The following is a 23,614-nucleotide window of genomic DNA, read 5'->3' as shown; positions in this document are numbered from 1 at the left end:
TCTCGCTCACATCGTCACGACGCGGCGGCCGCGATTGGCCATGGCGACGGTGAGGCCCGACAGCATCGTGCGCACATGGCTGATCGACTGATAGCGGCCGTTGAGCGAAAGACGCGGCAAAGCATGCAGATGGCGCGCATGTTCGGCATGGATCAAACCATGGCGCGTGGTCACGGCCGACACGAAGCCGGTTTCATCCGCCAACCGCGCCTCACGCTCCCCCACTGCGCGCGCAAAGCCGTAGGGATAGGCCATGTGGCGCGGGCGCACGCCGAGTTCGCGCTCCAGCATGCAGGCGGCTTCGGCGATCTCGGTGCGCGCGGTGGCTTCGTCGAGACGGCGCAGCGCGTAGTGATTGACGGTATGGGCACCGATCGTGCCCAGCGGATGCGCCTCGATGCTGCGGATCTCGTCCCAGCACATCAGCAGTGAGCGCGAGCGCTCGAGCAGGTCGAAGTAGGGTAAGCGTCCCAACGTCGTAACGACATCATGCTGCTCGCTTTCGCTGATGCCGCCGGACAGGTGTCCCATCAAACGGTGGAAGGTCTTCGCCTTTTCCGGCCTTGTGCGAGCACCCCAGGTCACCGCACCGCCTTCGGTGGCGAGCAGCACCTTGTCCTTGACCGTGACCACGTCCTCGATCACCTCCCACCAGAGATTGACGTCGCCGCCGATCAGTCCGGGCGCGATGTAGATGGTGAACGGCGTCTGGTGCTTTTCGAAGATCGGCAGCGCTTCAAGGAGATTGTCGCGGTAGCCGTCATCGAGGGTGATGGTTGCGAAAGGAGCACCGCCGTCCGGTTCCTTCACCAGCCGAACGGCCTCGTCCATCGAAACGAAGCGGTAGCCCTGGCGGCGCATGTCGGTCAGAACCGCATCAAGGAAGTCGGGCCGCACCGCGAGATGCCCGTTGAGATCGAGCGGCTTGGCGGGCGCTGCGGTCACGCGATGCAGCATCAGGATCACGCCGATGCCACCGAGGAACGGACGTGCCAAGGCCGCGAGGCCGGTCATCCGCATCGTGGCCAGCGTCAGTTTTCGCAGCGTTTCTACGCCGTCGATCATCCCTTTACCTTTGCGTGCCACCTTGATCGGCAACTTCTTGCCCGTTCTTTAGAGACCAAGAATTTAAGCATGGTTGACGCAACCGTTTCGAAACGAGCTATCCCGAACAACCCTGCAGCAGACGCCAGGCAGGCGACCGCAGTCGTAAACGTGGATGCAGCTTCAGACGCGATGCTGCAGCAATACCGGGATTTTGCAAGTGAGGTGACCTGTGGCGCCGCACAGCATCCCGATTGGGTGGAAAGCTGGGCGTTCACCCGCTCCACCGAGATCCTGTTTCTGAGCCTCAACCTATCCGGCCAGACCGTGCTGATGATGCCGCTGGAAGTCGTGCGGCAGCGTGGCTGTCGCATCGCACGGGCGATCGGCGGCAATCACGCCAACGGCAACTTTCCAGCAATAGCGCCTGAACGTGGCCACAATCTCACGCCGCAGGTCATGAAGCGCGTGCTGGCAGATGTGCACCGGCTGCGGCCTGACCTCGACCTCGTCCTGATCGAACGGCAGACCGCATCGATCGACGGTGTTTCCAACCCGTTCGCACAGCTCGCCAGCGTTCTCAGCGCCAATATCGGCCTGGCGCTGCATCTCGGTTGCGGCTTCGACGCCATCCTCGACCGGATCGGCCGCAAGCGCCGCCTGAAGAAGCACCGATCGCAAACGCGCAAACTCGAAGCGGCCGGCGGCTTCCGTCGCATTGAAGCGCAGTCGGATGCCGAGGTCGAGCGACTCGTCGCGGCCTTCCTACAGCAGAAAGCCGAGCGCTTCGAAAAACTCGGCATCCACAATGTCTTTGCCGACATGCAGCCGTTTCTGAGCGCCCTATTCAGCCGCGCCCAATCAGCCGAAAAGCCGGCCTTCCTGCTGCATGGCCTTGAAGTGGCTGGTACGATCCGCGCGGTGACCGGCGCTTCGGTTGTGGGCGAGCGCATCATCTGCGAGTTCGGCAGCATCGCGGAAGACGACCTGTCCCATGCCAGCCCGGGTGATTTCCTGTTTTATCTCAACATAGAGGATGCGGCGCGTCAGGGCTTCAAGACCTACGATTTCAGCGTCGGGGATGAAGCCTATAAGCGCGGCTGGTGCGATATCGAAACGGAGCAGTTCGACACGATCGCACCGCTGACCCTTAGGGGCCGCGCCTATGCACTCGCCTTGCAAGCTGTGGTGAGTGCGAAGCGGCGCATCAAAGCCAATGCCCGCCTGATGACAGTGCTGAAGCGGCTCCGGCGTGGTGCCGCCAATGCGCAAGCGAAAAGCCCCTCACCCGCCGACAGCGCCGACGATTAAGCCGCCGAACGCTGCATTCCGTTGCGACCGGCCGCTGCTCCAACCGGCGACACCAGCATCATGTCGTCGTAGCCGGCGCCTGCGAACGCTTCGGCACTGACGGTCACGGCGTCATCGGCCGGATCGATCATCGCAAGCGCCAGCTTGGTATCGTCGCCCATCAAGCGCTCGATGCCTTCCGGATCGGTCGGACCACATTCCACGACAACCAGATCATAGGCGCTGGCGAGCGAGCGCATGATGATCGGCAGGCGATCGGCTGCGCGCATGGCCGTTTCCGGATCGGCCGTTCCAACCGGAATCACATGGCAATCCGAATAGAAGTCGGCGTGAATCACATCCGTAAATTGCGCTTCCGCAGCCAGGAGGTTGGTGATGCCGGGGCGCTGCTGATTATCCAGCATGGGCTGGGACGCGACGCCTGATGCCGTCAGGTCGAGCAGAAGAACACGCTGGCCGGCGTCGGCGATCTCGCGGGCAACCATGACGGAAGCCGCAGCGGCTTCGTCGCCTTCGGGCGAAACGAAGATCGCGCGCTTGGCATGATCCGCAATCAGCGCTGCCGCCGCCCGCTGAACCGTCAGCGCACCGTTGCGCTCTTCCACAACGACCGGCGCCTCGACCGCTGCTGCTGCCGGCATCGCGAGTTCATCCACGTCATAGAAGCCTTGTCCGGCGCGACGCATGGCGCGGCCGCTGAACAGCTCCTGCAGAAGGGTGATGACGGCCATGATCAGCAGGGATGCGACGAAGGCCGCGATCGTGATCGGCAGGATCTTCGGGAAATAAGGCTCGACCGGCGGCATGGCGCGCTGGAAGATGCGGGCATCAGCCGGCAGATAGTTACCCTCGCCGCGCGACAGGGCTTCGCGATAGCGGGCCATGTAGGATTCAAGGAGATCGCGCTGCGCTGCCGCCTCGCGCTCCAAGGAGCGAAGCTCGATCTGCTGGTCGTCGGCGCGCGCAGAGACTTCCTTCAACGCATCGAGATCGCGCTGCAGGCTGGCTTCACGCGCCGCGGCGGTCCGCGCTTCCGTTTCGAGACCGGCAAGAACCTTGCGGGCTTCGGTACGGATCTGGCCTTCCAGATCATTGAGCTGCGAGTTCAAGGCGCGCAGGCGCGGATGGTTGCCAAGCAGCGTAACCGAGAGATCCGCAATCTGCGCCTTCAGCTCGACCTCGCGCTCGCGCAAACGCTGGATCAGCGGCGAGGACAACACTTCCGGCGCGGAATCGAGCGAAGCCCCTGCCTGGATGGTAGCGCGCAGGCTTTCCGCATTCGCTTCTGCTGCCGAGCGGTTGGCGCGCACACGCGATAGTTCGCTGGACAGTTCGGACAACTGCTGGGTCGCCAGCACCGAATTGTTCTGGCCGATTGGCAGGTCCGACTGCGCCCTGAAGGCGGCAACCTTGCTTTCGGCTTCCTTCACCCGCTCTGACAGATTGGCGATCTCGGGCTGCAGCCACTGCGTCGCATTCGTGTTGGACTGCTGCTTGGCAATCTGCTGGACGCTGAGATAGGCCTCGGCAATTCTGTTGGGAACGGTCGCGGCCAGCTGCGGATCGGACGAGGAGAATTCCACCGCGATGACGCGCGAGCCTTCGACGGCATAGACCTTGAGCTTGTCGCGCATGGCAGAAACCACCCGCTCCTCCGAAGGCACTTCCTTCGGATCGCGCATCAGGCCTGTGGAAACCAGGATGCGCTTGGGCAGCGACATGTCAGCGGACGGGTCGAACTCGGAACGGCTTGCGAGATCGAGATCGGCTGCAACTTTCTTGAGGATGTCGGTGGAGGAAATCACCTGAACCTGGCTTGCCACGCCTTCGGCATCAAGGATCGGCCCGTCGGAACCGCCCGATGCGTCGGCACGCGTGACAGGCGATTCGCGCGTCTCGATCAGGATGCGGGTTTCCGCCCGATAAAGTGGCGTCGCCGACCATGCCAGCAGAAAGGCCAAACCGGTGATGCACACGGCGACAAGCAAAATGCGCAGCCAATGCGCGGCCAGGCTGGCAAATAGCCGGCCCAGGTCGACATCGATGTCATTTGCTTGGTTCGAGACAACCGGCATGCGCCTACACTCCACCACAATGGGGAGAATCTAAACAAGCATGGTAACCGTGGGGTTAATGGTGCGCTGCGGGGTAGGAGTAGGACCTCGGTTCGCGCGCTGCAGTTGCACCTTTACCCGCCATTAACCCTAACACGGCGATAACGCAGCATCTTAGACACCTATCCTCAGGCGCGGCCGGACATGATCACCAAAGCCATTGCTTCCGTTCTTGCGCTTTCGCTGCTGACGGCCGGCTGTTCCGGATACCGCCCGACCCCGGCTGCCTTCCACGCGGCGCTCGACAAGCCTTATATCCTCGACGCCGGCGACAGTCTGCGCGTCACGGTGTTCGAGCAGGACGGGCTGACCAACACCTATGCCGTGGATCAATCCGGCTACATCTCCTTCCCGCTGGTGGGTGCCGTGGCGGCGCGCGGAAAGACCGTGCAGCAGATCGAGCGTGATCTCGCGATCAAGCTGCGCAATGGTTATCTGCGCGATCCCGACATTTCCGTCCAGGTCGAGCGCTATCGCCCGATCTTCGTGATGGGTGAAGTGGGCGCTGCCGGGCAGTATTCCTATGTGCCGGGCCTGACGGTGCAAAAGGCGATCGCGCTGGCCGGCGGCTTCTCGCCGCGCGCCAACCAGATCAATGTCGACGTGACGCGCAGCATCAACGGCGAGATCATGACCGGTCGCGTCATCACCTCCGACCCGCTGTTGCCCGGCGATACGGTTTACGTGCGCGAACGCCTGTTCTGATCGCGGCGGCTGCGAAGATCTTGGCTCAACAGCTGCGCATCCTGCATTGCTTCCGGTCGCCGGTGGGCGGCATCTTCCGGCATGTGCGCGATCTCACGCAGGCACAGGTTGCGGCGGGGCATCAGGTCGGCATCGTCTGCGACTCCACCACGGGCGGAGCGCATGAAGCGCGCTTGTTCGCTGAAATCGAACCACAGCTGGCGCTTGGCATCCACCGCACGCCGATCCAGCGCAACATCGGCCTTGGCGACATCGCCGCGGCCTGGCGCACCTACAAGATCATCAAGCAATTGCAGCCGGACGTTCTGCACGGGCATGGCGCCAAGGGTGGCGTTTATGCCCGCATGTTCGGCTCACTTCTGCGGGTTTCAAGGTCTCGCGTAGCCCGCCTTTATTCACCGCATGGCGGAAGCCTGCATTATGACGAGCAGACGATGTTCGGCCGCACCGTGTTTGCGATCGAACGGCTGATGGAGCGGTTTACAACCGACCAGCTGTTGTTCGTGTCTGAACATGAAATGCGGGCCTTCGTGAGCAAGGTCGGCCAGCCCAAAGCGCCGTACCGCCTCGTTTACAATGGTCTGCGCGCGGAAGAATTCGAGCCGGTATCGCCCAACACGGACGCCGCCGACTTCCTTTACATCGGCATGATGCGCGACCTGAAAGGTCCCGACATCTTCATCGACGCTCTGGCGAAAGCGGAAAACGCCCTGTCCCGACCGCTGAAAGCGGTGATGGTCGGGGATGGCGACGACCTGCCCCACTACAAGGCTCAGGCAGCCGGCTTAGGATTGGCTGACCGGATCACCTTTCATCCAGCGATGCCGGCGCGGCAGGCTTTTGCGCTTGGTCGCGTGATCGTCGTGCCCTCGCGCGCCGAAGCCATGCCTTACATCGTGCTCGAAGCGCTCGCCGCCGGCATGCCGATGATCGCCACCAAGGTCGGCGGGATTCCCGAAATCCTTGGCCCGTCCTCGCCTGCCCTGATCAGGCCCGGTTCGGCTGATGCGCTGGCCGAGCGCATGGTGGAAGCGATTGATGATCCCCAGGGTCTGCACAATGCGATGCCCTCGCCTGAGGCGCTGCAAACGCGGTTCGGTGCCGATGTGATGGCCCGTGAGATCGAAAAAGCTTATTTCGACGCACTCGCGCGCTAAGGCCGCGACAAAGTCGCAGGCAGCTGCAAGTCTTTATTAGCCGCTTCGTCATCATATATGCCCGGAAGAACGGAGCTCTAAGACAGGGCGTCCGCGGGGCCAGTTCTGCATGACTGAAAACGATCCGGCGCTTCGCTATACGTTGGAAGCTGTTCGCAGCTTCCGCGACGGCGAACTCGCGACCGCGCCGCGTCGAGAATTGAACGATATGGCGCGCCAGATCGCGCAGCAATATCGCGGCGACGGCATGTCATCGAACATGGTGAGCGGCCTGCTGCGCATCGCCGAATTCGTGCTCCTATGCGCGGTCGGCCTTCTGATCCGCGTCGTTTATGTCGGCCAGGGACCGTGGCTGGCCTGGGAATATCCCGCCGTGATCGCCAGCGGCTCGCTGCTTGCGGTGGCGTTCCTGAACGTCGCGGAAGCCTACCAGTTTCGTATCCTCAGCCGACCGCTGCAGAACCTCGCCCGTCTGGGCCTTGCCTGGATGGCGGCGCTCGGCGCGCTGGCGACGATGGGCTTTCTGCTGAAATGGTCTGAAGACTTTTCGCGCGTCTGGTTCGGCTCATGGTTCCTGGGCGGCTTCACCGCGATCCTTCTCGTGCGCGTCATCGTGTCGATCTTCGTGAAGCGCTGGGTGCGCAACGGCGTCATCGAGCGTCGTGCGGTGATCGTCGGCGGTGGTCAGGCGGCCGAAATGCTGATCCGCTCCATCGAAGCACAGCCCTATAACGACATCCGAATCTGCGGCATCTTCGACGATCGTGATGACCGCCGCTCGCCCGCGATCGTTGCGGGTTACCCGAAGCTCGGCAACATCAACGAGCTGCTGGAATTCGCGCGCATCGCCCATATCGACATGCTGATCGTGTCGCTGCCGTTGACGGCGGAATCGCGCGTGCTGACGCTTCTCAAGAAGCTCTGGATCTTGCCGGTCGACATTCGCCTGTCGGCGCACACGCACAACCTGCATTTCCGGCCGCGCTCTTATTCCTTCATCGGCCAGGTGCCGATGCTCGACATCTTCGACAAGCCGATCAACGATTGGGACTCGGTCGCCAAGCGCATCTTCGACATCGTGTTCAGCCTGTTCGGGATCATCCTGTTCTCGCCGGTGATGATCGCCACAGCCATTGCGATCAAGCTGGACAGCAAGGGTCCGATCCTGTTCCGGCAGAAGCGGCACGGCTTCAACAACGAGGAGATCGAGGTCCTCAAGTTCCGCTCGATGTTCAGCGAGCAATGCGATCCGACCGCCAAGCAGGCCGTCACCAAGAACGATCCGCGCGTCACTCGCGTCGGCCGCTTCATCCGCAAGACCTCGATCGACGAGCTGCCGCAGTTCTTCAATGCCTTGTTCGGCAGCCTGTCGCTGGTCGGCCCCCGCCCCCATGCCGTGTCGGCGCAGTCGCATGACACGCTCTTTTATGAAGTCGTCGACGGCTACTTCGCGCGCCACCGTGTGAAACCCGGCGTCACCGGCTGGGCGCAGATCAGCGGCTGGCGTGGCGAGATCGATTCCTCCGACAAGATCCGCATGCGCACGGAATACGACCTCGATTACATCGAAAACTGGTCGATCTGGTTCGACCTCAAGATCCTGTTCCTGACCCCGATCCGCCTTTTGCGCTCGGAGAACGCATATTAGCGCCCTCGTTCATCCGGCGCTGCCGCGCGCCGCCGTCAACGCCAAGCTAATCGCCCTGATCACCACGGCGGCGGTCAGCCTCGGCGTGCTTTTGTCCGGCTTCGTGATCGAGGAACCGGCACCCTACGAGCTCTACATGGCGGGGCTGATCGGCGTCTGGGCCTTGTTCGGCCTGCGCATCTCGCGCGCCATCCTGCCGCTCGTGATCCTGCTGATCACCTTCAACATCGGCGGCATGATCTCGATGACGCAAATGGCGGATCTCAAGCAAACGCCGCTTTACCTCGCCGTCTCCATGTTCCTCGCCTTCACCGCGATCTTCTATGCCTCCGTCACGGAATCCAAGCCTGAACTCTTCCGCTCCATGGCTCTGGCCTGGGTGTTGGCGGCCGTCGTGACTTCGTTCCTGGGCATTGTCGGTTACTTCCACCTTCTGCCCGGCGCCGAGATGTTCACGAAATACGATCGCGCAGCGGGTGCCTTTCAGGACCCGAACGTGTTCGGTCCGTTTCTCGTTTTTCCCGGCATCTACATGCTGCATCGCATATTAACCGGCAGCCTGAGGAACGCCGTGATCTGGAGCGCACCGCTGCTGATCCTGGTGACCGGTATCTTCCTGTCCTTTTCCCGTGGCGCATGGGGCCTGTTCGGTGCTGCCGCCATCGTGCTGGTTGCAGCGCTTTTTCTGCAAAGTTCCAGCGGCCGGTTCCGTTTGCGCGTCGCCGTCATGAGCCTGGGCGCAATCGTGTTCGTCAGCCTCGCCATTCTGATCGCCCTGCAACTGCCGGGGGTCGCCGACCTTTTTTCAACGCGTGCGCAGCTGGTGCAGAGCTATGACGGCGCGCGCCTAGGCCGCTTCGCGCGCTACGGCTATGGCTTTGCGATGGCGTTGGAGCACCCGCTGGGCATCGGCCCGCTCGTGTTCGGTACGATCTTCGGTGAAGACACGCACAATATCTGGCTGAAGGCGCTGATGGATTACGGCTGGCTCGGCTTCGTGTCTTATCTCACGCTGATCCTGTGGACCATCGCGGCCGGCTTTCGCATCCTGTTCCGCGATCGTCCGTGGCAGCCCTATCTGCTTTGCGCTTATGCGACCCTTCTTGGACACATTGCGCTCGGCAGCGTGATCGACACCGATCACTGGCGGCATTTCTATCTGCTGCTCGGAATGGTCTGGGGCTGCATCGCCTTGGAAGCCCGCTACGGTCATCAAGCCCGTTTGCAGCGCCGCCAACAAGACTGACCTGCCGCCGGCTCAGATCGCTGCGCACCTGCGCGATGACGTGTTGTTGAAAAGGCGTGTCGCAACCCGCTCGTCCCGCTCGCATTACGAATGCACTCGGAGTGCGCCACAGCGGCGTGCGCTGAAACCCAGCACGGGCCAACCCAAGATTTCGCGACACAAGGACAATCCATGAGCCGCTTCCTGACCCTTTTCGCCAGCACCGCTCTATCCCTCAGCCTTGCCGGCGTTTCCGCGCATGCCCAGTCCACGGGCGACACCTCGCCGGTGGAACAGGTGGAAGGCCAGGTTCCTGCGAGCGGCGATGAAGGCACGCCGCCCAACCAGCCGGTTGAAACGAAGAGCCCCAACGCGCCCAATCAGAAGCCCGCCTTCGAGAACCAGACGCGCGCACCCCAGCCATCCAATCTGGCAAAGGTGTCGGTGACCACCATTGCCGAGGGCCTGCCGCAGCTTTGGGCCATGGAGTTCCTGCCGGACGGCCGCATGCTGGTCACCACCAAGGAAGGCGCGATGCATGTTGTGTCGGCCGACGGCAAGCCGGGTGCCGCGCTTGAAGGCGTGCCGGACGTCGATGCACGCGGTCAGGGCGGCCTGCTCGATGTGGCGCTTGCACCCGATTTCGAAAGCTCGAACCGGATCTTCTTCAGCTTCAGCGAGCCGCGCGACGATGGCAACGGCACGTCCGTTGCTTCCGCCACCCTCGCATTGGACGACAATGGCGGCGGCAAGCTTGAAGACGTGAAGGTGATCTTCCAGCAGACGCCATCATGGCAGAACAACAAGCACTTCGGCTCGCGCATCGTGCCGACCGAAGACGGCCAGCTCTACGTCACGGTCGGCGAGCGCTCTGACTCCGAGCCGCGTGTCCAGGCTCAGGATCTCAGCAGCGGGCTCGGCAAGGTGTTCCGCATCAAGGCGGATGGCACGGCAGCGGACAACAACCCGTTCGCCGACCAGCAGGATGCCCAGCCGGAAATCTGGTCCTACGGCCACCGCAACATGCAGTCCGCCGCTCTGGATGGTCAGGGCCGCTTGTGGACGGTTGAACACGGCCCGAAGGGTGGCGATGAGCTCAACCTGCCCGAAGGCGGCAAGAATTATGGCTGGCCGGTCATCACCTATGGTCTCGATTACAGCGGCCAGCCGATCGGCGAAGGCATTACCGCCAAAGACGGCATGGAGCAGCCGGTTTATTACTGGGATCCGGTGATCGGCCCGTCCGGCATGGTGTTCTACGAAGGTGACCAGTTTGCGGACTGGGACAACACCGTCCTGATCGGCGGCCTCGTTTCCACCGGCATCGTGGTTCTGCACCTCGACAACGACCGAGTCGCTTCCGAAGAACGCATTCCGCTCGACGCCCGCGTGCGGGACGTGAAGGTGGGTGAAGACGGCGCGATCTACGCCGTGACTGAGAACCCGAATGCCGGCACTTCGACCATCCTCAAGGTCACGCCGGAAGCCTGATCCCTTTGAACTTGCACAAACGAAAGCGGGCTGCCTTGCAGCCCGCTTTTTTGTTGGGGTAACAGCGACATAAAGCCTATTCAGTGCTTCTTGCGTCGTGACTGCCACACGAAATAGGTCGAGCCGCATTTCCAGACGGGCACCAGCCTCGCACGCTCATCGCTGCGAAGATGCCAATAGCGCTTTACCTTAAGGGTCCCACCGGGAAGCCGGATGCGTAGGGGCAGCATGAGCCAGATATCCTCGGTCTTGGGTCGGGTCCCCTATATGAGAATACTCTGATATTGTGAAATCAATTCGCCGTTTGATCTCGTGGCGGCGAGTTTTGGAAACGCTGCTCCGGCGCCAAATATGCCGGTCCTGTGGATAGCCTTGGTTGCGGAAGGCGCAAGTCCGACGATAGGTTGCACGTCAACACACGGCGCTTGCGCGTCGGCACAGGAGAGATAACGATGAACAGAACCCTCGCTGGCATCCTGCTTGCTTCGGCAGCAATCACGGCTCCCACAGCAGCCTTCTCCAAGACCTTCGTTTATTGCTCGGAAGCATCTCCTGAAGGGTTCGATCCATCGCATTACACGTCGGGCACGACCTTCGACGCCTCGGCTCACCCCATCTACAACCGCCTGCTCGATTTCAAACCGGGAACAACGGAGATCATCCCGAGCCTCGCTGAAAGCTGGGACGTTTCGCCCGATGGCAAGGAATACACGTTCCATCTGCGCAAGGGTGTGAAGTGGCACTCCAACGACGCCTTCACGCCGACCCGCGAGTTCAACGCGGATGACGTGATCTTCACGTTCGATCGGCAAGGCAATGCCGACAATCCCTGGCACGAATATCTGCCGGGAACGAGCTACGAATATTACCACTCGATGGAGTTCGACACGCTGATCGAGGCCATCGAAAAGGTCGACGAGCACACTGTTCGCTTCAAGCTGAGCCGGCCCGAAGCGCCGTTCCTGTCGACGGTCGGGCTACACTTCACCTCTATCATGTCGAAGGAATATGCCGACAAGCTTCTGGAGCTCGGCAGGCAGGAAGACTTCAACAACCTGCCGATCGGCACCGGTCCGTTCACCTTCGTCGCCTACCAGCCGGACGCCGCCATCCGCTATAAGAAGAACCCGGATTATTGGGGCGAGAAGGCAAAGGTCGACGACCTGCTTTTCGCGATCACCACCGATGCCGCCGTGCGCCTTCAAAAGCTGCGATCCGGCGAATGCCACCTGATGCCCTATCCTGCGCCCGCCGATCTCGAGGGCATCAAGGCCGATCCTCAGCTCAAGCTCGAGGAAAAGGCCGGCCTGAATGTCGGCTATCTCGCCTACAACACGCAGATGGCACCGTTCGACAATGTGCGCGTGCGCAAGGCGCTCAACATGGCCATGAACAAGCAGGCCATCATCGATTCCGTGTTCCTGGGCGGGGCCCAGCCGGCAAAGAACCCGATTCCGCCGACGATGTGGTCCTATAACGAGGATGTCGTCGACGATCCGTATGATCCCGAAGCGGCCCGCAACATCCTGAAGGAAGAAGGCGTCAACGACCTGCACATGAAGCTCTGGGCAATGTCCGCACAGCGCCCTTATATGCCGAACGGACGCCGAACGGCCGAGATCATGCAGGCAGACCTCGCCAAGGTCGGCGTCACGGCTGAGATCGTCAGCTATGAGTGGGGCGAGTATCTTTCCAAGTCGATGGAGCCTGGACGTGACGGCGCGGTGATCCTAGGCTGGACGGGTGCCAGCGGCGATCCGGACAACTTCCTGTCCGTGCTGTTGTCCTGCGCTGGCGCCGGTGCCGGCGGCGCAAACCGCGCCTTCTGGTGCAACGAAGAGTTTTCCTCGCTGATTGCCGAAGCCAAGGTCAACTCCGACATGGACGCCCGCACGCGCGCTTACGAAAAGGCGCAGAAGGTGTTCAAGGACGATGCACCCTGGTTCACGATCGCCCATTCCACGCAGTATGTGCCCATGCGCAAGGAAGTCGAAGGCTTCGTGGTAGATCCGCTTGGAAGCTACACGTTCGAAACGGTCGATCTGGCGGAGTAGCGCCCAGCCGTTCCGGCAATCTGTGAGCCGGGGCGGGCTTTCCCCCGGCTCTTTTCCAAGCACCTCAAGGCTTCGGGTCGCCCTATCTGAAGCTGCCCCTGACCATGCCAAGCGAGTGAACCATGTCTGACTTCGCCAAGGATCTCGAAAGCCGCTTCGTGCGCTATTGCGCCATCGACAGCCAGGCCGACGACAAGAGCACCACGCATCCATCCAGCGATGTCCAGATCGAGATGGGCAAGGTTCTGGAGCAGGAACTGCGGGACATCGGCGCCGTCGACGTCACGCGCAACGATCACGGCGCCGTTCTGGCCACGATCCCCGGCAACACCAGCGGTCCGACCATCGCCTTCATGGCGCATATGGACACCACGCCGCAGTTCAATGCCACGGGTGTGAAGCCGAGGGTGATCCGGAACTATGATGGCAGCGACATCCGCTATCCGGACAATGCGTCGCTGGTTCTTTCACCCGACCACGTTCCTTATCTCCGTGAGAAGATCGGCGACACGATCGTTACCGCATCGGGAACCACCTTGCTGGGTGCCGACGACAAGGCAGGCGTCGCGATCGTCATGACGGCTGCCAAGCACCTGATCGACAATCCTGATCTGCCTCATGGTCCGGTCAGGATTTGCTTCACCACGGATGAAGAGATCGGCAAGGGCGTTTACCCAGCCTTGGTGGAAGACGTCGGCGCGGATTTCGGATACACTTTCGATGGCCAGAAAGTCGGCGAAATCGAGTTCGAGACCTTTTCGGCCGATGAAGCGACGATTCGCATCGAAGGCGTTTCGATCCATCCGGGTCTCGCCAAAGACCAGCTCGTCAACGCCGTCGTGCTTGCATCCAGCTTTGTTGCCGCCCTTCCCCGCGACATGAGCCCGGAAACAACGCAAGGCCGCGAGGGCTATGTTCATGCGACCGAAATCGCCGGTGGTTCGTCGGTGGTCACCATTCGCGTGATCATCCGCGACTACGAGCTGGATGGTCTCGCTTCCAAAGGTCAGCTGATCGAGGACATTGCGGCCAAGCTGCAGGCATCCGAACCGCGCGCCAAGATCTCGTGCAGCATCCGCAGCCAATATCGCAACATGCGCTACTGGCTGGAAAAGGACAAACGCCCGGTCGACCTCGCCGAGCGTGCTATGAGCGAGATCGGCCAAACGCCGAAGTTCACGGCCTTCAGAGGCGGCACGGATGGCTCACGCTTCACCGAAATGGGACTGCTTTGCCCCAACCTCTTTGCCGGCATGCAGGAAATCCACGGGCCGCTCGAGTGGGTGTCAGTCCAAGACATGGAAGTTGCGGTGGCATTGATGCTGAAGATCGCGGAACTCGGCGCCGAACCGGCCGACGGAACATCTGGTGGTGCAAACTCATCCTGAGATGTCTTTTCCCGCTTGCGCTGCAACCCCATGCTCTATAAGGGTTGCGGCGGTTCGGAGCGTAGCGCAGCCCGGTAGCGCACTTGACTGGGGGTCAAGGGGTCGTGGGTTCGAATCCCGCCGCTCCGACCAATTTCCTTCCGGGAACAAACAAGCTGTCTGCGCGTCTTCATCGAGTACCTTTCGATGAATGGCCGAGATCATGACAGCACCTTCCGAAGCCAAGACGCTGACCATCACGCTGACGCCGGAGCTTGCGACTGCGCTTGATCGCTATATGGCGGAATCGAACGCAGAGCAGAGCCACGCGCTGGCCGTCACGCAGGTTGTGCGTGAATGGGCAATGTCAAAAGGCTATCTTGATGGATCGGATGAAGGCCTGCGGCCCGATCAGCTGAACGCCGCGAACGACGACTGAGCGTTCCCGTCAGCGCACCTGATCGAGCAGGCGCTTGCATTCCAAGAGATCGAACAAAGCTTCCTGAAGCAGCGCGCGGTTGTCGCGCGAAAGGCGTCCCTGGTCGGCTGACACCGGACCCTCTTCCTCATGCTTACCCATGCCGAAGAAGCGTCGGCTGGGCTTCACCTTCGGCTCGCCAACCAGCATTTCCTCGTCAGCACCGCGTTGCAGCGACTGCGGCGCGGCCGGAACCGGCTCGGGTGCTTCCGCCTGCTTGCGTTGCGCCAGCGCTTCGGCAGCCGCCATGTCGCCGTTGCCGACGGCCATCAGGAACTGGTTGCCGTTGTCGCGCAGCAGCTTCTGCACGCCCTTGATCGTGTAGCCCTGATCATAAAGCATGTGCCGGATGCCCTTGATCAGATCGACGTCATGCGGCCGGTAGTAGCGACGGCCGCCGCCACGCTTCATCGGCTTGATCTGGGTGAAACGGGTTTCCCAAAAGCGCAGCACATGCTGCGGCAGATCGAGATCTTCCGCGACCTCGGAGATCGTGCGGAAGGCGTCAGGGCTTTTATCCAGCATTGTCACACACTCCCGCTCGCGCAAGCGTTCCGCGAATCATGGGGTATTCCAGCGCGTTGCGCTGGCACTTTCATGCACGGCGAGAAGCCGAGGCAAGACCCTCAACCAGCTTTCTTCGCCTTCGAACCCTTGGCGGCACTGGTGTGACCGTCGATGATGCGGCTTTTCAGGACGTTCGATGCTTTGAAGGTCATCACCCGGCGCGGCGAAATCGGCACTTCTTCGCCGGTTTTCGGATTGCGGCCGATGCGCTCGTTCTTTTCGCGCACATGGAAGGTCGCGAAGGATGACAGCTTCACGTCCTCGCCGCGCACGATCGCCGAGCAGATCTCGTCGAGAACCGATTCCACCAGCTGGGCGGATTCGCTGCGCGACAAGCCGACCTTGCGATACACGGCCTCGGCAAGATCAGCCCGTGTGAGTGTCTTGCCTTCCATCCGCCGCCGTCCCAGCTCGTCGCTTCATCTAACTAACAAATGAGACGCGAACCTAGAAAATTCATTTCGCGAGGTCAAGGACTTAGCTGATGAAAACGCTACCAGCGCAGAAGCACCGCACCCCATGTAAATCCGCCGCCCATGGCCTCCAGAAGCACGAGATCGCCCTTCTTGATGCGCCCGTCGGCAACGGCACTCGCCAGTGCGAGCGGAACGGAAGCGGCTGATGTGTTGCCGTGGAGATCCACGGTGACGACCACCTTCTCCATCGGAATGCCGAGCTTCTTGGCCGACGCTTCGATGATACGGCGATTGGCCTGATGCGGGACGAACCAGTCGAGCTGATCGGCCGTGATCTCGCCCTGGCGGAAGGTTTCCTCGATCACATCCGTGATCATGCCCACTGCATGCTTGAAGACTTCCTTGCCTTCCATGCGCAGCATGCCGACCTTGCCGGTGGTCGACGGGCCCCCATCGACATAAAGCTTCTGCTTGTGGCTGCCGTCGGAGCGCAGGCTGGCGGCGATGATGCCCTGATCGGTCAGGGCGCCGGTGCCTTCCTGCGCTTCCAGCACAACCGCGCCGGCGCCGTCGCCGAACAGAACGCAGGTGGTGCGATCAGTCCAGTCGAGAATGCGCGAAAAGGTTTCGGAGCCGATCACCAGCGCGCGCTTAGCCCGCCCACCACGCAGATAAAGATCGGCGGTGTTGATGGCGTAAACGAATCCCGAGCAAACGGCCTGGAGATCGAAGGCGAAGCCGTGGGTGATGCCCAGACGGTTCTGGATCTCGACGGCGGTTGCCGGAAACGTGTTGTTGGGCGTGGAGGTCGCCAGAACGATCAGGTCGATGTCAGCTGGCGTCAAACCGGCTGCATCGAGTGCGGCGCGTGCAGCCGCTTCGCCGAGCGATGCGGTTGTTTCGTCCTCGCCGGCAATATGGCGCTGCGTGATGCCCGTGCGCTGAACGATCCACTCGTCGGTGGTGTCGACGAGCGTTTCGAACTCGGAATTCTTCATGATGCGGCGCGGCAGCGAGGTGCCTACGCCTTTAATCACGGAACGGATCACGCTTCCCCCTCGCCTTCTTCATCTGCCCGCGCGCGGCTCAGCGGGGTCAATTGGTGCCGATGCGCATGAAACAGCTGCAGATCCGCTTCGATGCGGTCGATCAGCCGGTTGCGAACCATATCGTAGCCAAGGTCGATCGCGGCGGCGAAGCCTTCGTCGTCCGTGCCGCCATGGCTTTTCACGACGATGCCGTTCAGGCCGAGAAACACGCCGCCGTTGGATTTGCGGACATCCATCTTCTCGCGCAACGCATTAAACGCGCCGCGTGCAAAGAAATAGCCGATCTTCGACATCAGGCTCTGGCTCATGGCCGCGCGCAGATAGCCGCCGATCTGCTTGGCCGTGCCTTCGGCCGTTTTCAGCGCGATGTTGCCGGAAAAACCTTCCGTCACCACCACATCGACGGTACCCTTGCCGATGTCGTCGCCTTCAACGAAGCCTTGGTAAATCAGCGAATTGAGCTCGGTATAGCGCAGGATGTGCCCGGCTTCCTTGACCTCTTCCTGGCCCTTGATCTCTTCGACGCCGACATTGAGCAGGCCGATCGTCGGGCGCTCGTTCTGGAAGAGCGCGCGCGACATGGCGCCGCCGAGAATGGCGAAGTCGACGAGCTGATGGGCGTCGGCACCGATCGAAGCGCCGACATCCAGCACGATGCTTTCGCCCCGCGTCGTCGGCCAGATCGCGGCAATGGCCGGACGATCGATCTTGGCCATCGTGCGCAGGCAAAAGCGGGCCATCGCCATCAGCGCGCCGGTGTTGCCGGCCGAAATACAGACATCCGCCTGGCCGAGCTTCACCGCCTCGATGGCGCGCCACATCGACGACTTGCCGCGGCCATGGCGCAAAGCCTGGCTCGGCTTGTCGTCCATGCGCACGGCAACTTCGCAGTGAACGAATTCGACGACATTGGAGAGTTTGGGGAACTTGGCGAGTTCCGGCTTCACGGCCTCTTCGCGTCCGAACACGATGAACCGCGAATCGGGACGACGTTCAAGAAACATGGCGAGGGCGGGAATGACGACCCCAGGGCCGTGATCGCCGCCCATGGCGTCGATGGAAATTCGTATCACGCTGAGCTTTTTCTTGAGTTGCTGAAGGGGCGGGCGAAAGGAGGCGCGAAAATAGCTGTTTTGGCGGGCGGCACAACCGCAAAGGGTGCGCCGGTCTCCGAAATCAGAGCTTGTCCTTCAAAGCCGCCAGTTTCTCGGCAAGCGGGTTCATGGGCGCTTCATTGTCTTCGATGAATTCGAGTGGCTCGACGCCGTCCTTGCGCGGATAAGGGTCTATGGCGAGCGCAAAGATCTCTTCTGCGAGAGCGCCGACATCCACCATGTCGCCTTCCAGAATTTCCGGCGCGTCGGGACCTTCAGGGTCGATCATCATCTCGTCGCTCGGGTCCGGCAGCCGGTGCAGCTTTGAATTGCGCGGCAGAAAGGTCGCTTCAACAGGTTCATCGATTCGCGCCGTCAGCGGCTCGAGCGTCACGATGCAGGCCTGCGTGATCTTGGCTTCGACGGTGCCGTTCACCGCAACGCCGCTGGCCTTCCAGTCGGTGACCATGACATCGGCCACGAAGCGCTCCACGGAAAGAAGATCATGCGCCTGCGCAAGGGCCGCGCGCATATCCGCGTCAGCCTCGATTCGCACCGGCATGCCCTTGGATGGCAGGCGATTGATGCTGACCGGAAAGGAGACCGGGCTTTTGGTGGTGTTCAAGTTCGACTTTCCTCAAGAACGCTGCCGAAGCGAACCTGTCCTTCGGCAAAGGCCGTCAAAGGCTGGCTCGCCAGATAGCTGCTGGCACGTTGCATATAGTGAGCAATGTCCCTCGTTTCAGACCAATTGATGACATCGGGCCGGACATTGCGCGCAATCGCGGCAGCTAGCGCAACCTCATCCCTGCTGTCGAGCGCTTCCGAATAGGATTTCGCGCGTCCATAGAACATGCGGGCCAGCTTCTTGATCCGCTTGGGCACACCCACATCCGAAATGCCGAGCTCGCGCAGGGAGTGATCCACATCGAGAAAGAATTCGTCGGTGAGGTTCTGGCCGATCCGCTGCAGGTCCCCTGCCTCGCCACGAATACGATGCAGAAACAGCACCATATGCATCGAAAGCATCTCGAATCGGCCGAGCGGCGTATCCGGTACATTCCATTGTGCATAAAAGGCAGGCTGCCGCGCCGCTGCCACGATCTGCTCATAAAGGCTGACCGCTGCCGTTCTGCCCGCATTCTCGCTGCGGCCGAACAGTTTGCGTAACATGGTGCGTGAACTCCCGTTTCTGCGGCGAAACCAGTCCGGTTGCATCCGCTTCGAAGCTGGTCTACCGGTTTTCACGCTTTCCTGCAAAGCTGGTGGGGATTGGACGATATGGATTTGACGGCAGTTTCCCGGATGTGGAAGGTTTCTTGCAGCATTGCGATGCTCGGAGCATCGAGCGTTGCGCTGTCCGCGTGCACGGCAGCAAGCCTTGCACCGGGTGAAACGCTCACCCAGGGCTATGTGATTGACGAGCAGGCCATCGAGCTGGTTCCGGTCGGCTCATCGCGCGAACAGGTGCAGCTGGCTCTCGGCACGCCTTCCACGACGGCGACCTTCGACAACGAGGCCTATTACTACATCTCGCAGACGCGCCGCCGCGACGTCGCGTTCATGAACCCGCGCATCGTGGATCGCCGCATCCTGGCCGTTTACTTCGGCGAAGATGGACGCGTGACGCAGATCGCCCATTACGGTTTGCAGGACGGCAAGGTGTTCGACTTCATTTCGCGCACGACGCCGACCGCCGGCAAGGATCAGACCTTTATCGGTCAGGTGTTGACAGGCGCTGGTCGCTTCAATCCGAGTTCGCTTGAAGGCAATCGCGGCCCCAAAGCCGGCATCTAAGTCTTTCAGAATACGCTTGAAAAAGCCCGCCGAGATCATCTCGGCGGGCTTTTTCGTGTCCTGATCAGCCGCTATGGGCGAGCACGACCAACAGAAGCAAGGCCACGATATTGGTGATCTTGATCGCCGGATTGACCGCCGGTCCTGCCGTATCCTTGTAGGGATCGCCCACCGTATCGCCGGTGACCGACGCCTTGTGCGCATCCGAGCCTTTCAGATGGCGCGTGCCGTCCTTGTCGACGAAGCCATCCTCGAAGCTCTTCTTGGCATTATCCCAGGCACCGCCGCCCGAGGTCATGGAGATCGCCACGAACAGGCCGTTGACGATCACGCCCAAGAGCGACGCCCCGAGTGCTGCAAAGGCCGATGCCTTCGAGCCGGAGATGATCAGCACGCCGAAGTAAACGACGATCGGCGCCAGCACCGGCAGAAGCGACGGCACGATCATTTCCTTGATCGCCGCCTTGGTGAGGATATCCACCGCACGGGCATAGTTCGGCTTGCTCGTGCCCTGCATGATCCCGGGATCAGCGCGGAATTGCTGGCGCACCTCTTCTACGATCGACCCTGCCGCACGACCCACAGCCGTCATCGCAATGCCGCCGAACAGGTAGGGAATCAGTCCCCCGAAGATCAGCCCAGCCACCACATACGGGTTCGACAGGTCGAAAGAGACGGTGCCGATATCCTGTAAATACGGGAACAAGGTCGGGTTGGAGGCGAAATATTGCAGGTCGTAGCTATAGGCCGCAAACAGCACCAGTGCGCCGAGACCGGCCGAACCGATCGCATAGCCTTTGGTCACGGCCTTCGTTGTATTGCCAACTGCGTCGAGCGCATCGGTTGATTGCCGGACTTCCTTCGGCAGACCCGACATTTCCGCGATGCCACCGGCATTGTCGGTCACCGGCCCGAACGCATCCAGCGCCACGATCATGCCGGCGAGCCCAAGCATCGTCGTCACCGCAATCGCTGTGCCAAACAGGCCGGCAAGCTGGTAGGTCGAGATGATGCCGCCAACGATCACGATCGCCGGCAGCGCGGTTGATTCGAGCGAAACGGCGAGCCCCTGAATGACATTGGTGCCGTGGCCGGTGACCGACGCCTGCGCGATCGAGTTCACCGGCCGCTTGTTGGTGCCGGTGTAGTATTCAGTGATCACCACGATTAGCCCGGTCACGACGAGGCCTAACAACCCGCAGGTGAAAAGGCTGAGGCCGGTGATGATCATGCCGTTGGCCGATCCGATGTCGCCCCAGCCAACCGTCAGCTGCGTTGCGATCGCCAGGCCGACGATCGACAGGAGGCCCGTCACGATCAGACCCTTGTAAAGCGCGCCCATGATGGAGCCGTTGGCCGACAGCTTCACGAAGAAGGTGCCGATGATCGAGGTGATGATGCAGGTGCCGCAGATGGCGAGCGGGTAAAGCAGCACGCTCGACAGTACGTCGTTACCGGCAAAGAAGATCGCGCCGAGCACCATCGTTGCGACAACCGTCACCGCATAGGTTTCGAACAGGTCGGCCGCCATGCCCGCGCAATCGCCGACATTGTCGCCGACATTGTCCGCGATGGTTGCGGGATTACGCGGATCGTCTTCCGGAATGCCTGCCTCGACCTTGCCGACGAGATCGCCGCCGACATCCGCGCCCTTGGTGAAGATGCCGCCACCCAAACGCGCGAAGATCGAGATCAGCGAAGCGCCGAAGCCCAGCGCCACCAGCGCATCGATCACTTCGCGCGGCAGCTGATTGTTCGTGATGGCGTAGCCCATGGGGCCAATCAGCACCCAGAAGTAAACCGACACGCCAAGCAGTGCGAGGCCAGCCACGAGCATGCCGGTGATCGCGCCGGACTTGAAGGCAATGTTCAGGCCTGCCGCAAGGCTGTTCGATGCGGCCTGTGCCGTGCGCACATTGGCGCGCACCGACACATGCATGCCGATGAAGCCTGCCACCCCCGACAAAACGGCTCCGATCAGGAAGCCGATCGCGGCGGTGGCGGACAGAAGCCACCAGACAAGAAGAAAGACCACCACGCCGACGATGGCGATCGTGGTGTATTGGCGAGCGAGATAGGCCTGAGCCCCTTCGCGGATCGCGGCCGAAATCTCCTGCATGCGCGCGCTGCCCTGGTCGGCTGCAAGAACCGACCGGGTTGCCCATATCGCATAGCCAAGGGAAAGCAGACCGCAGAGAATGACTGGTATAAGCATGGTCATTGCCTGGGATTTCCTCCGGTTTCGTCCGGCGAACCCCTCCCCGGACGCAGAACGAGACCCTGAACAGGACACTCCAATCCCGGCCCCTTCCTTAGGGGTAGGCCCTCCAGACCGAGATCGTCAAGCGCAAGGAGATTCGTGCCGGCTTCGAACGCTGCCGCAGGCGAGATCAGGCAGGCAGATGGCGGCGTTGTTTCACCAGGGGAATCAGCACCACGAAGCAGAGCGCCACGACGGGAAACACGATCCAGTTCAACATGGCCCAGCCATAGGCATTGTAGATCTGGCCCGACATCAGCGATCCGAAAGCCACACTGCCGAACAGAACGGCATCGTGGAAGCCAAGCACACGCCCGCGCTCATTCGGGCGGTAGGTCTGCGCCGTCATCGCCGTTGACCCGATGAAGCCGAAGTTCCAGCCGAGGCCGAGAAGAACAAGCGACGTCCAGAACTGCCACAGCTCGATGCCCGACAAAGCCACAAGGGCGCAGACAACCAGCAGGACCAGACCCCCAGCGACGATCACTGGTGCGCCGAAACGGCTGATCAGCCTGCCGGTGAAAAAGCTCGGCCCGAACATCGCCATGACATGCCACGAGATGCCCAGTGCCGCCTGATCCGTCGTGAAGCCGCACCCGACCATGGCGAGCGGCGCCCCCGTCATCACGAAGCTCATCAGGGCGTAGGTGCCCACGGCGCAAGTCAGCGCGCAGATGAAGCGGGGCTGGCTGATGATCTCGCGCAAGGGCCGCGCTGGCGCGTCTTGCGTGTTCGTCGCCTGCGATGCCGCCGGAACCCTGCGCGGGAGGCGCGACAGGAGAACGGCGCCCACTGCGGCCAGACCCAGGATCGACAGGAACGAGCCGGCAAACATTACCGGCGCCAGCAGTTCGCGCGTGAAGATTACGATCTGCGGTCCAATGATGGCGGTGACGATGCCGCCCGTCAGCACAAAGGAGATCGCGCGCGCCTTGAACTCGGGCGGGGCGTTGTCTGCTGCCGCAAAGCGAAACTGCTGCACAAAAGCGCCACCCAAGCCGACCACGAGCAGGCCGAGGACGAAGAGCCAGAAGCCGCCAAGAAAAAGCGCTGTGGTGGCGACGGCACCGCCAAAGGCCGTAAACAGCGTGCCGACCTGAAAACCCAACCGCTGCCCAAGCGCGCGGATGAGCGCGGCGGCTGGCAGTGCGCCAAGCGCGACACCGATGTTGAAGCCCGTTACCGGCGCGGTGGCCAGCGCCTTGTCCTGGTCGAGCAGGTAATGCCCCGCCAGCGCGCCGATCGAAATACAGATCGGTGCCGCGGCACCGAGAACAGCCTGAGCGGAAGCAAGGATCAAAGCTACCTTGCGTGCTTCCGCCGGCGTCGCGCTCATTACGCGTCCTTGGAACCGGGATCCCGACCCCTGCCTTCGCCGCGAATGCGACGCGCGACGCGATCGAGCACGGCGTTCACCAGCTTCGGCTCGTCTTCAACATAGAAGGCCTTGGCGATGTCGACATATTCCGAAACGATCACGGCAACCGGCACGTCCTGGCGGCGCATCAGCTCGTAAACGCCGGCGCGCATGATGGCGCGAAGGGTCGAATCAAGCCGCGACAGCGGCCAGTCTTCGGTCAGCGCCTGGCGGATCACCGGATCGATCGTCTTCTGATCTTCCACGACGCCGGACAGGATGGCGCGAAACCACTGCGCGTCGGCATCGCGATAGGTCGCGCCGTCGACTTCCTTGCCGAGGCGGAAGGCCTCGTATTCCGCGGCGATCTCCAGCACGCCCGTGCCGGCGACATCCATCTGATACAGCGCCTGTACGGCGGCCAGACGGGCAGCGCCGCGTTTGTTCACCTGGCGGATCGGTGCGCCTTCGGTGACCGGC

The 23,614-nt window shown here is 61.7% G+C and carries 22 protein-coding genes and 1 tRNA gene; 11 read left to right on the top strand and 12 right to left on the bottom strand.

Annotation, left to right across the window (positions count from 1 at the left end):
* Window positions 1-6 precede the first annotated feature (6 nt).
* Entirely contained in the window at window positions 7-1,065 is a 1,059-nt protein-coding gene (locus JYU29_RS05395; protein WP_213983680.1) for a polysaccharide deacetylase family protein, read from the bottom strand.
* Window positions 1,066-1,134: 69 nt separating this feature from the next.
* On the opposite strand from JYU29_RS05395, the gene JYU29_RS05390 reads away from it, so the two are divergent.
* Entirely contained in the window at window positions 1,135-2,355 is a 1,221-nt protein-coding gene (locus tag JYU29_RS05390; RefSeq protein WP_213983679.1) for a GNAT family N-acetyltransferase, read from the top strand.
* On the opposite strand, the gene JYU29_RS05385 is transcribed toward JYU29_RS05390, so the two are convergent.
* On the bottom strand, window positions 2,352-4,430 hold the full coding sequence (locus JYU29_RS05385; protein WP_213983678.1) for a GumC family protein: 2,079 nt from the start codon (window positions 4,428-4,430) through the stop codon (window positions 2,352-2,354). The two genes, JYU29_RS05390 and JYU29_RS05385, sit on opposite strands and share 4 nt — an antisense overlap.
* Window positions 4,431-4,613: 183 nt before the next feature.
* Here JYU29_RS05385 and JYU29_RS05380 point away from each other — a divergent pair, with 183 nt between their 5' ends.
* The 5 genes from JYU29_RS05380 (at window position 4,614) to JYU29_RS05360 (ending at window position 10,695) form a co-directional block, all read left to right on the top strand.
* The gene (locus tag JYU29_RS05380) at window positions 4,614-5,174 is read left to right on the top strand and encodes a polysaccharide biosynthesis/export family protein (RefSeq protein ID WP_213983677.1); all 561 of its coding nucleotides are present in this window, start codon (window positions 4,614-4,616) and stop codon (window positions 5,172-5,174) included.
* A gap of 20 nt (window positions 5,175-5,194) precedes the next feature.
* On the top strand, window positions 5,195-6,331 hold the full coding sequence (locus JYU29_RS05375) for a glycosyltransferase family 4 protein (RefSeq protein ID WP_213983676.1): 1,137 nt from the start codon (window positions 5,195-5,197) through the stop codon (window positions 6,329-6,331).
* A gap of 109 nt (window positions 6,332-6,440) precedes the next feature.
* Entirely contained in the window at window positions 6,441-7,979 is a 1,539-nt protein-coding gene (locus JYU29_RS05370) for an undecaprenyl-phosphate glucose phosphotransferase (protein WP_213983675.1), read from the top strand.
* Window positions 7,975-9,225, top strand: a complete 1,251-nt coding sequence (locus JYU29_RS05365; protein ID WP_213984286.1) for an O-antigen ligase family protein — start codon at window positions 7,975-7,977, stop codon at window positions 9,223-9,225. Before JYU29_RS05370 ends, JYU29_RS05365 begins: the two co-directional genes overlap by 5 nt.
* A 171-nt stretch (window positions 9,226-9,396) precedes the next feature.
* A complete protein-coding gene (locus JYU29_RS05360) occupies window positions 9,397-10,695 on the top strand; it encodes a PQQ-dependent sugar dehydrogenase (RefSeq protein ID WP_213983674.1) in 1,299 nt (432 codons plus the stop codon).
* Between the two features lie 80 nt (window positions 10,696-10,775).
* Here JYU29_RS05360 and JYU29_RS05355 read toward each other — a convergent pair whose 3' ends face one another.
* Window positions 10,776-10,925, bottom strand: coding sequence for a hypothetical protein (locus JYU29_RS05355; RefSeq protein ID WP_213984332.1), 150 nt, complete (start codon window positions 10,923-10,925; stop codon window positions 10,776-10,778).
* A gap of 222 nt (window positions 10,926-11,147) precedes the next feature.
* Between JYU29_RS05355 and JYU29_RS05350 the strand changes: the two genes are divergently transcribed.
* From JYU29_RS05350 to JYU29_RS05335, 4 genes are all read left to right on the top strand, one after another.
* Window positions 11,148-12,749 carry an ABC transporter substrate-binding protein gene (locus JYU29_RS05350; protein WP_213983673.1) on the top strand — a complete coding sequence of 534 codons (1,602 nt, stop codon included), beginning with the start codon at window positions 11,148-11,150 and terminating at the stop codon, window positions 12,747-12,749.
* A gap of 122 nt (window positions 12,750-12,871) precedes the next feature.
* Window positions 12,872-14,137 (top strand): peptidase T, encoded by a 1,266-nt coding sequence (pepT, locus tag JYU29_RS05345; protein ID WP_213983672.1) that lies wholly within the window; start codon window positions 12,872-12,874, stop codon window positions 14,135-14,137.
* Between the two features lie 55 nt (window positions 14,138-14,192).
* Window positions 14,193-14,269 (top strand) — tRNA-Pro (locus JYU29_RS05340).
* 70 nt (window positions 14,270-14,339) lie between these two features.
* On the top strand, window positions 14,340-14,555 hold the full coding sequence (locus JYU29_RS05335; RefSeq protein WP_213983671.1) for a hypothetical protein: 216 nt from the start codon (window positions 14,340-14,342) through the stop codon (window positions 14,553-14,555).
* A gap of 9 nt (window positions 14,556-14,564) precedes the next feature.
* Here JYU29_RS05335 and JYU29_RS05330 read toward each other — a convergent pair whose 3' ends face one another.
* The 6 genes from JYU29_RS05330 to JYU29_RS05305 form a co-directional block, all read right to left on the bottom strand.
* Entirely contained in the window at window positions 14,565-15,116 is a 552-nt protein-coding gene (locus JYU29_RS05330) for a MerR family transcriptional regulator (RefSeq protein ID WP_213984285.1), read from the bottom strand.
* 104 nt (window positions 15,117-15,220) lie between these two features.
* Window positions 15,221-15,556 carry an integration host factor subunit alpha gene (locus tag JYU29_RS05325; RefSeq protein WP_213983670.1) on the bottom strand — a complete coding sequence of 112 codons (336 nt, stop codon included), beginning with the start codon at window positions 15,554-15,556 and terminating at the stop codon, window positions 15,221-15,223.
* Between the two features lie 98 nt (window positions 15,557-15,654).
* The gene (locus JYU29_RS05320; protein WP_213983669.1) at window positions 15,655-16,626 is read right to left on the bottom strand and encodes a beta-ketoacyl-ACP synthase III; all 972 of its coding nucleotides are present in this window, start codon (window positions 16,624-16,626) and stop codon (window positions 15,655-15,657) included.
* Window positions 16,623-17,699: a phosphate acyltransferase PlsX gene (plsX, locus tag JYU29_RS05315; protein WP_213983668.1), complete on the bottom strand. Its 1,077-nt coding sequence runs from the start codon at window positions 17,697-17,699 to the stop codon at window positions 16,623-16,625. Before plsX ends, JYU29_RS05320 begins: the two co-directional genes overlap by 4 nt.
* 103 nt (window positions 17,700-17,802) lie before the next feature.
* Window positions 17,803-18,345 (bottom strand): YceD family protein, encoded by a 543-nt coding sequence (locus JYU29_RS05310; protein ID WP_250157185.1) that lies wholly within the window; start codon window positions 18,343-18,345, stop codon window positions 17,803-17,805.
* Complete coding sequence (locus JYU29_RS05305; protein WP_213983667.1) at window positions 18,342-18,893, bottom strand: ubiquinol-cytochrome C chaperone family protein; 552 nt, start codon at window positions 18,891-18,893, stop codon at window positions 18,342-18,344. Before JYU29_RS05305 ends, JYU29_RS05310 begins: the two co-directional genes overlap by 4 nt.
* A gap of 132 nt (window positions 18,894-19,025) precedes the next feature.
* Here JYU29_RS05305 and JYU29_RS05300 point away from each other — a divergent pair, with 132 nt between their 5' ends.
* Window positions 19,026-19,517 (top strand): outer membrane protein assembly factor BamE, encoded by a 492-nt coding sequence (locus JYU29_RS05300; protein WP_431192839.1) that lies wholly within the window; start codon window positions 19,026-19,028, stop codon window positions 19,515-19,517.
* A gap of 64 nt (window positions 19,518-19,581) precedes the next feature.
* Here JYU29_RS05300 and JYU29_RS05295 read toward each other — a convergent pair whose 3' ends face one another.
* The 3 genes from JYU29_RS05295 to nusB all read right to left on the bottom strand — a co-directional run bounded on the left by JYU29_RS05295 (window position 19,582) and on the right by nusB (window position 23,592).
* Complete coding sequence (locus JYU29_RS05295; protein WP_213983665.1) at window positions 19,582-21,738, bottom strand: sodium-translocating pyrophosphatase; 2,157 nt, start codon at window positions 21,736-21,738, stop codon at window positions 19,582-19,584.
* Window positions 21,739-21,907: 169 nt separating this feature from the next.
* Window positions 21,908-23,113, bottom strand: coding sequence for an MFS transporter (locus JYU29_RS05290; RefSeq protein ID WP_213983664.1), 1,206 nt, complete (start codon window positions 23,111-23,113; stop codon window positions 21,908-21,910).
* Window positions 23,113-23,592 (bottom strand): transcription antitermination factor NusB, encoded by a 480-nt coding sequence (nusB, locus tag JYU29_RS05285; protein WP_213984283.1) that lies wholly within the window; start codon window positions 23,590-23,592, stop codon window positions 23,113-23,115. The genes JYU29_RS05290 and nusB overlap by 1 nt, the downstream gene beginning before the upstream one ends.
* Window positions 23,593-23,614 lie beyond the last annotated feature (22 nt).

Source organism: Tianweitania aestuarii, from assembly GCF_018457165.1.
GTDB classification, from domain to species: domain Bacteria; phylum Pseudomonadota; class Alphaproteobacteria; order Rhizobiales; family Rhizobiaceae; genus Tianweitania; species Tianweitania aestuarii.
Note: the sequence above shows the minus strand (reverse complement) of the source record. Positions and strands in the feature narration are given on the sequence as shown.

Coding starts and splice junctions, on each gene's coding strand:
- JYU29_RS05395 (WP_213983680.1), bottom strand. CDS start 1,065: ATGATCGACGGCGTAGAAACGCTGCGAAAACTGACGCTGGCCACGATG.
- JYU29_RS05390 (WP_213983679.1), top strand. CDS start 1,135: ATGGTTGACGCAACCGTTTCGAAACGAGCTATCCCGAACAACCCTGCA.
- JYU29_RS05385 (WP_213983678.1), bottom strand. CDS start 4,430: ATGCCGGTTGTCTCGAACCAAGCAAATGACATCGATGTCGACCTGGGC.
- JYU29_RS05380 (WP_213983677.1), top strand. CDS start 4,614: ATGATCACCAAAGCCATTGCTTCCGTTCTTGCGCTTTCGCTGCTGACG.
- JYU29_RS05370 (WP_213983675.1), top strand. CDS start 6,441: ATGACTGAAAACGATCCGGCGCTTCGCTATACGTTGGAAGCTGTTCGC.
- JYU29_RS05360 (WP_213983674.1), top strand. CDS start 9,397: ATGAGCCGCTTCCTGACCCTTTTCGCCAGCACCGCTCTATCCCTCAGC.
- JYU29_RS05355 (WP_213984332.1), bottom strand. CDS start 10,925: ATGCTGCCCCTACGCATCCGGCTTCCCGGTGGGACCCTTAAGGTAAAG.
- JYU29_RS05350 (WP_213983673.1), top strand. CDS start 11,148: ATGAACAGAACCCTCGCTGGCATCCTGCTTGCTTCGGCAGCAATCACG.
- pepT (WP_213983672.1), top strand. CDS start 12,872: ATGTCTGACTTCGCCAAGGATCTCGAAAGCCGCTTCGTGCGCTATTGC.
- JYU29_RS05335 (WP_213983671.1), top strand. CDS start 14,340: ATGACAGCACCTTCCGAAGCCAAGACGCTGACCATCACGCTGACGCCG.
- JYU29_RS05325 (WP_213983670.1), bottom strand. CDS start 15,556: ATGGAAGGCAAGACACTCACACGGGCTGATCTTGCCGAGGCCGTGTAT.
- JYU29_RS05305 (WP_213983667.1), bottom strand. CDS start 18,893: ATGTTACGCAAACTGTTCGGCCGCAGCGAGAATGCGGGCAGAACGGCA.
- JYU29_RS05300 (WP_431192839.1), top strand. CDS start 19,026: ATGTGGAAGGTTTCTTGCAGCATTGCGATGCTCGGAGCATCGAGCGTT.
- JYU29_RS05295 (WP_213983665.1), bottom strand. CDS start 21,738: ATGACCATGCTTATACCAGTCATTCTCTGCGGTCTGCTTTCCCTTGGC.
- JYU29_RS05290 (WP_213983664.1), bottom strand. CDS start 23,113: ATGAGCGCGACGCCGGCGGAAGCACGCAAGGTAGCTTTGATCCTTGCT.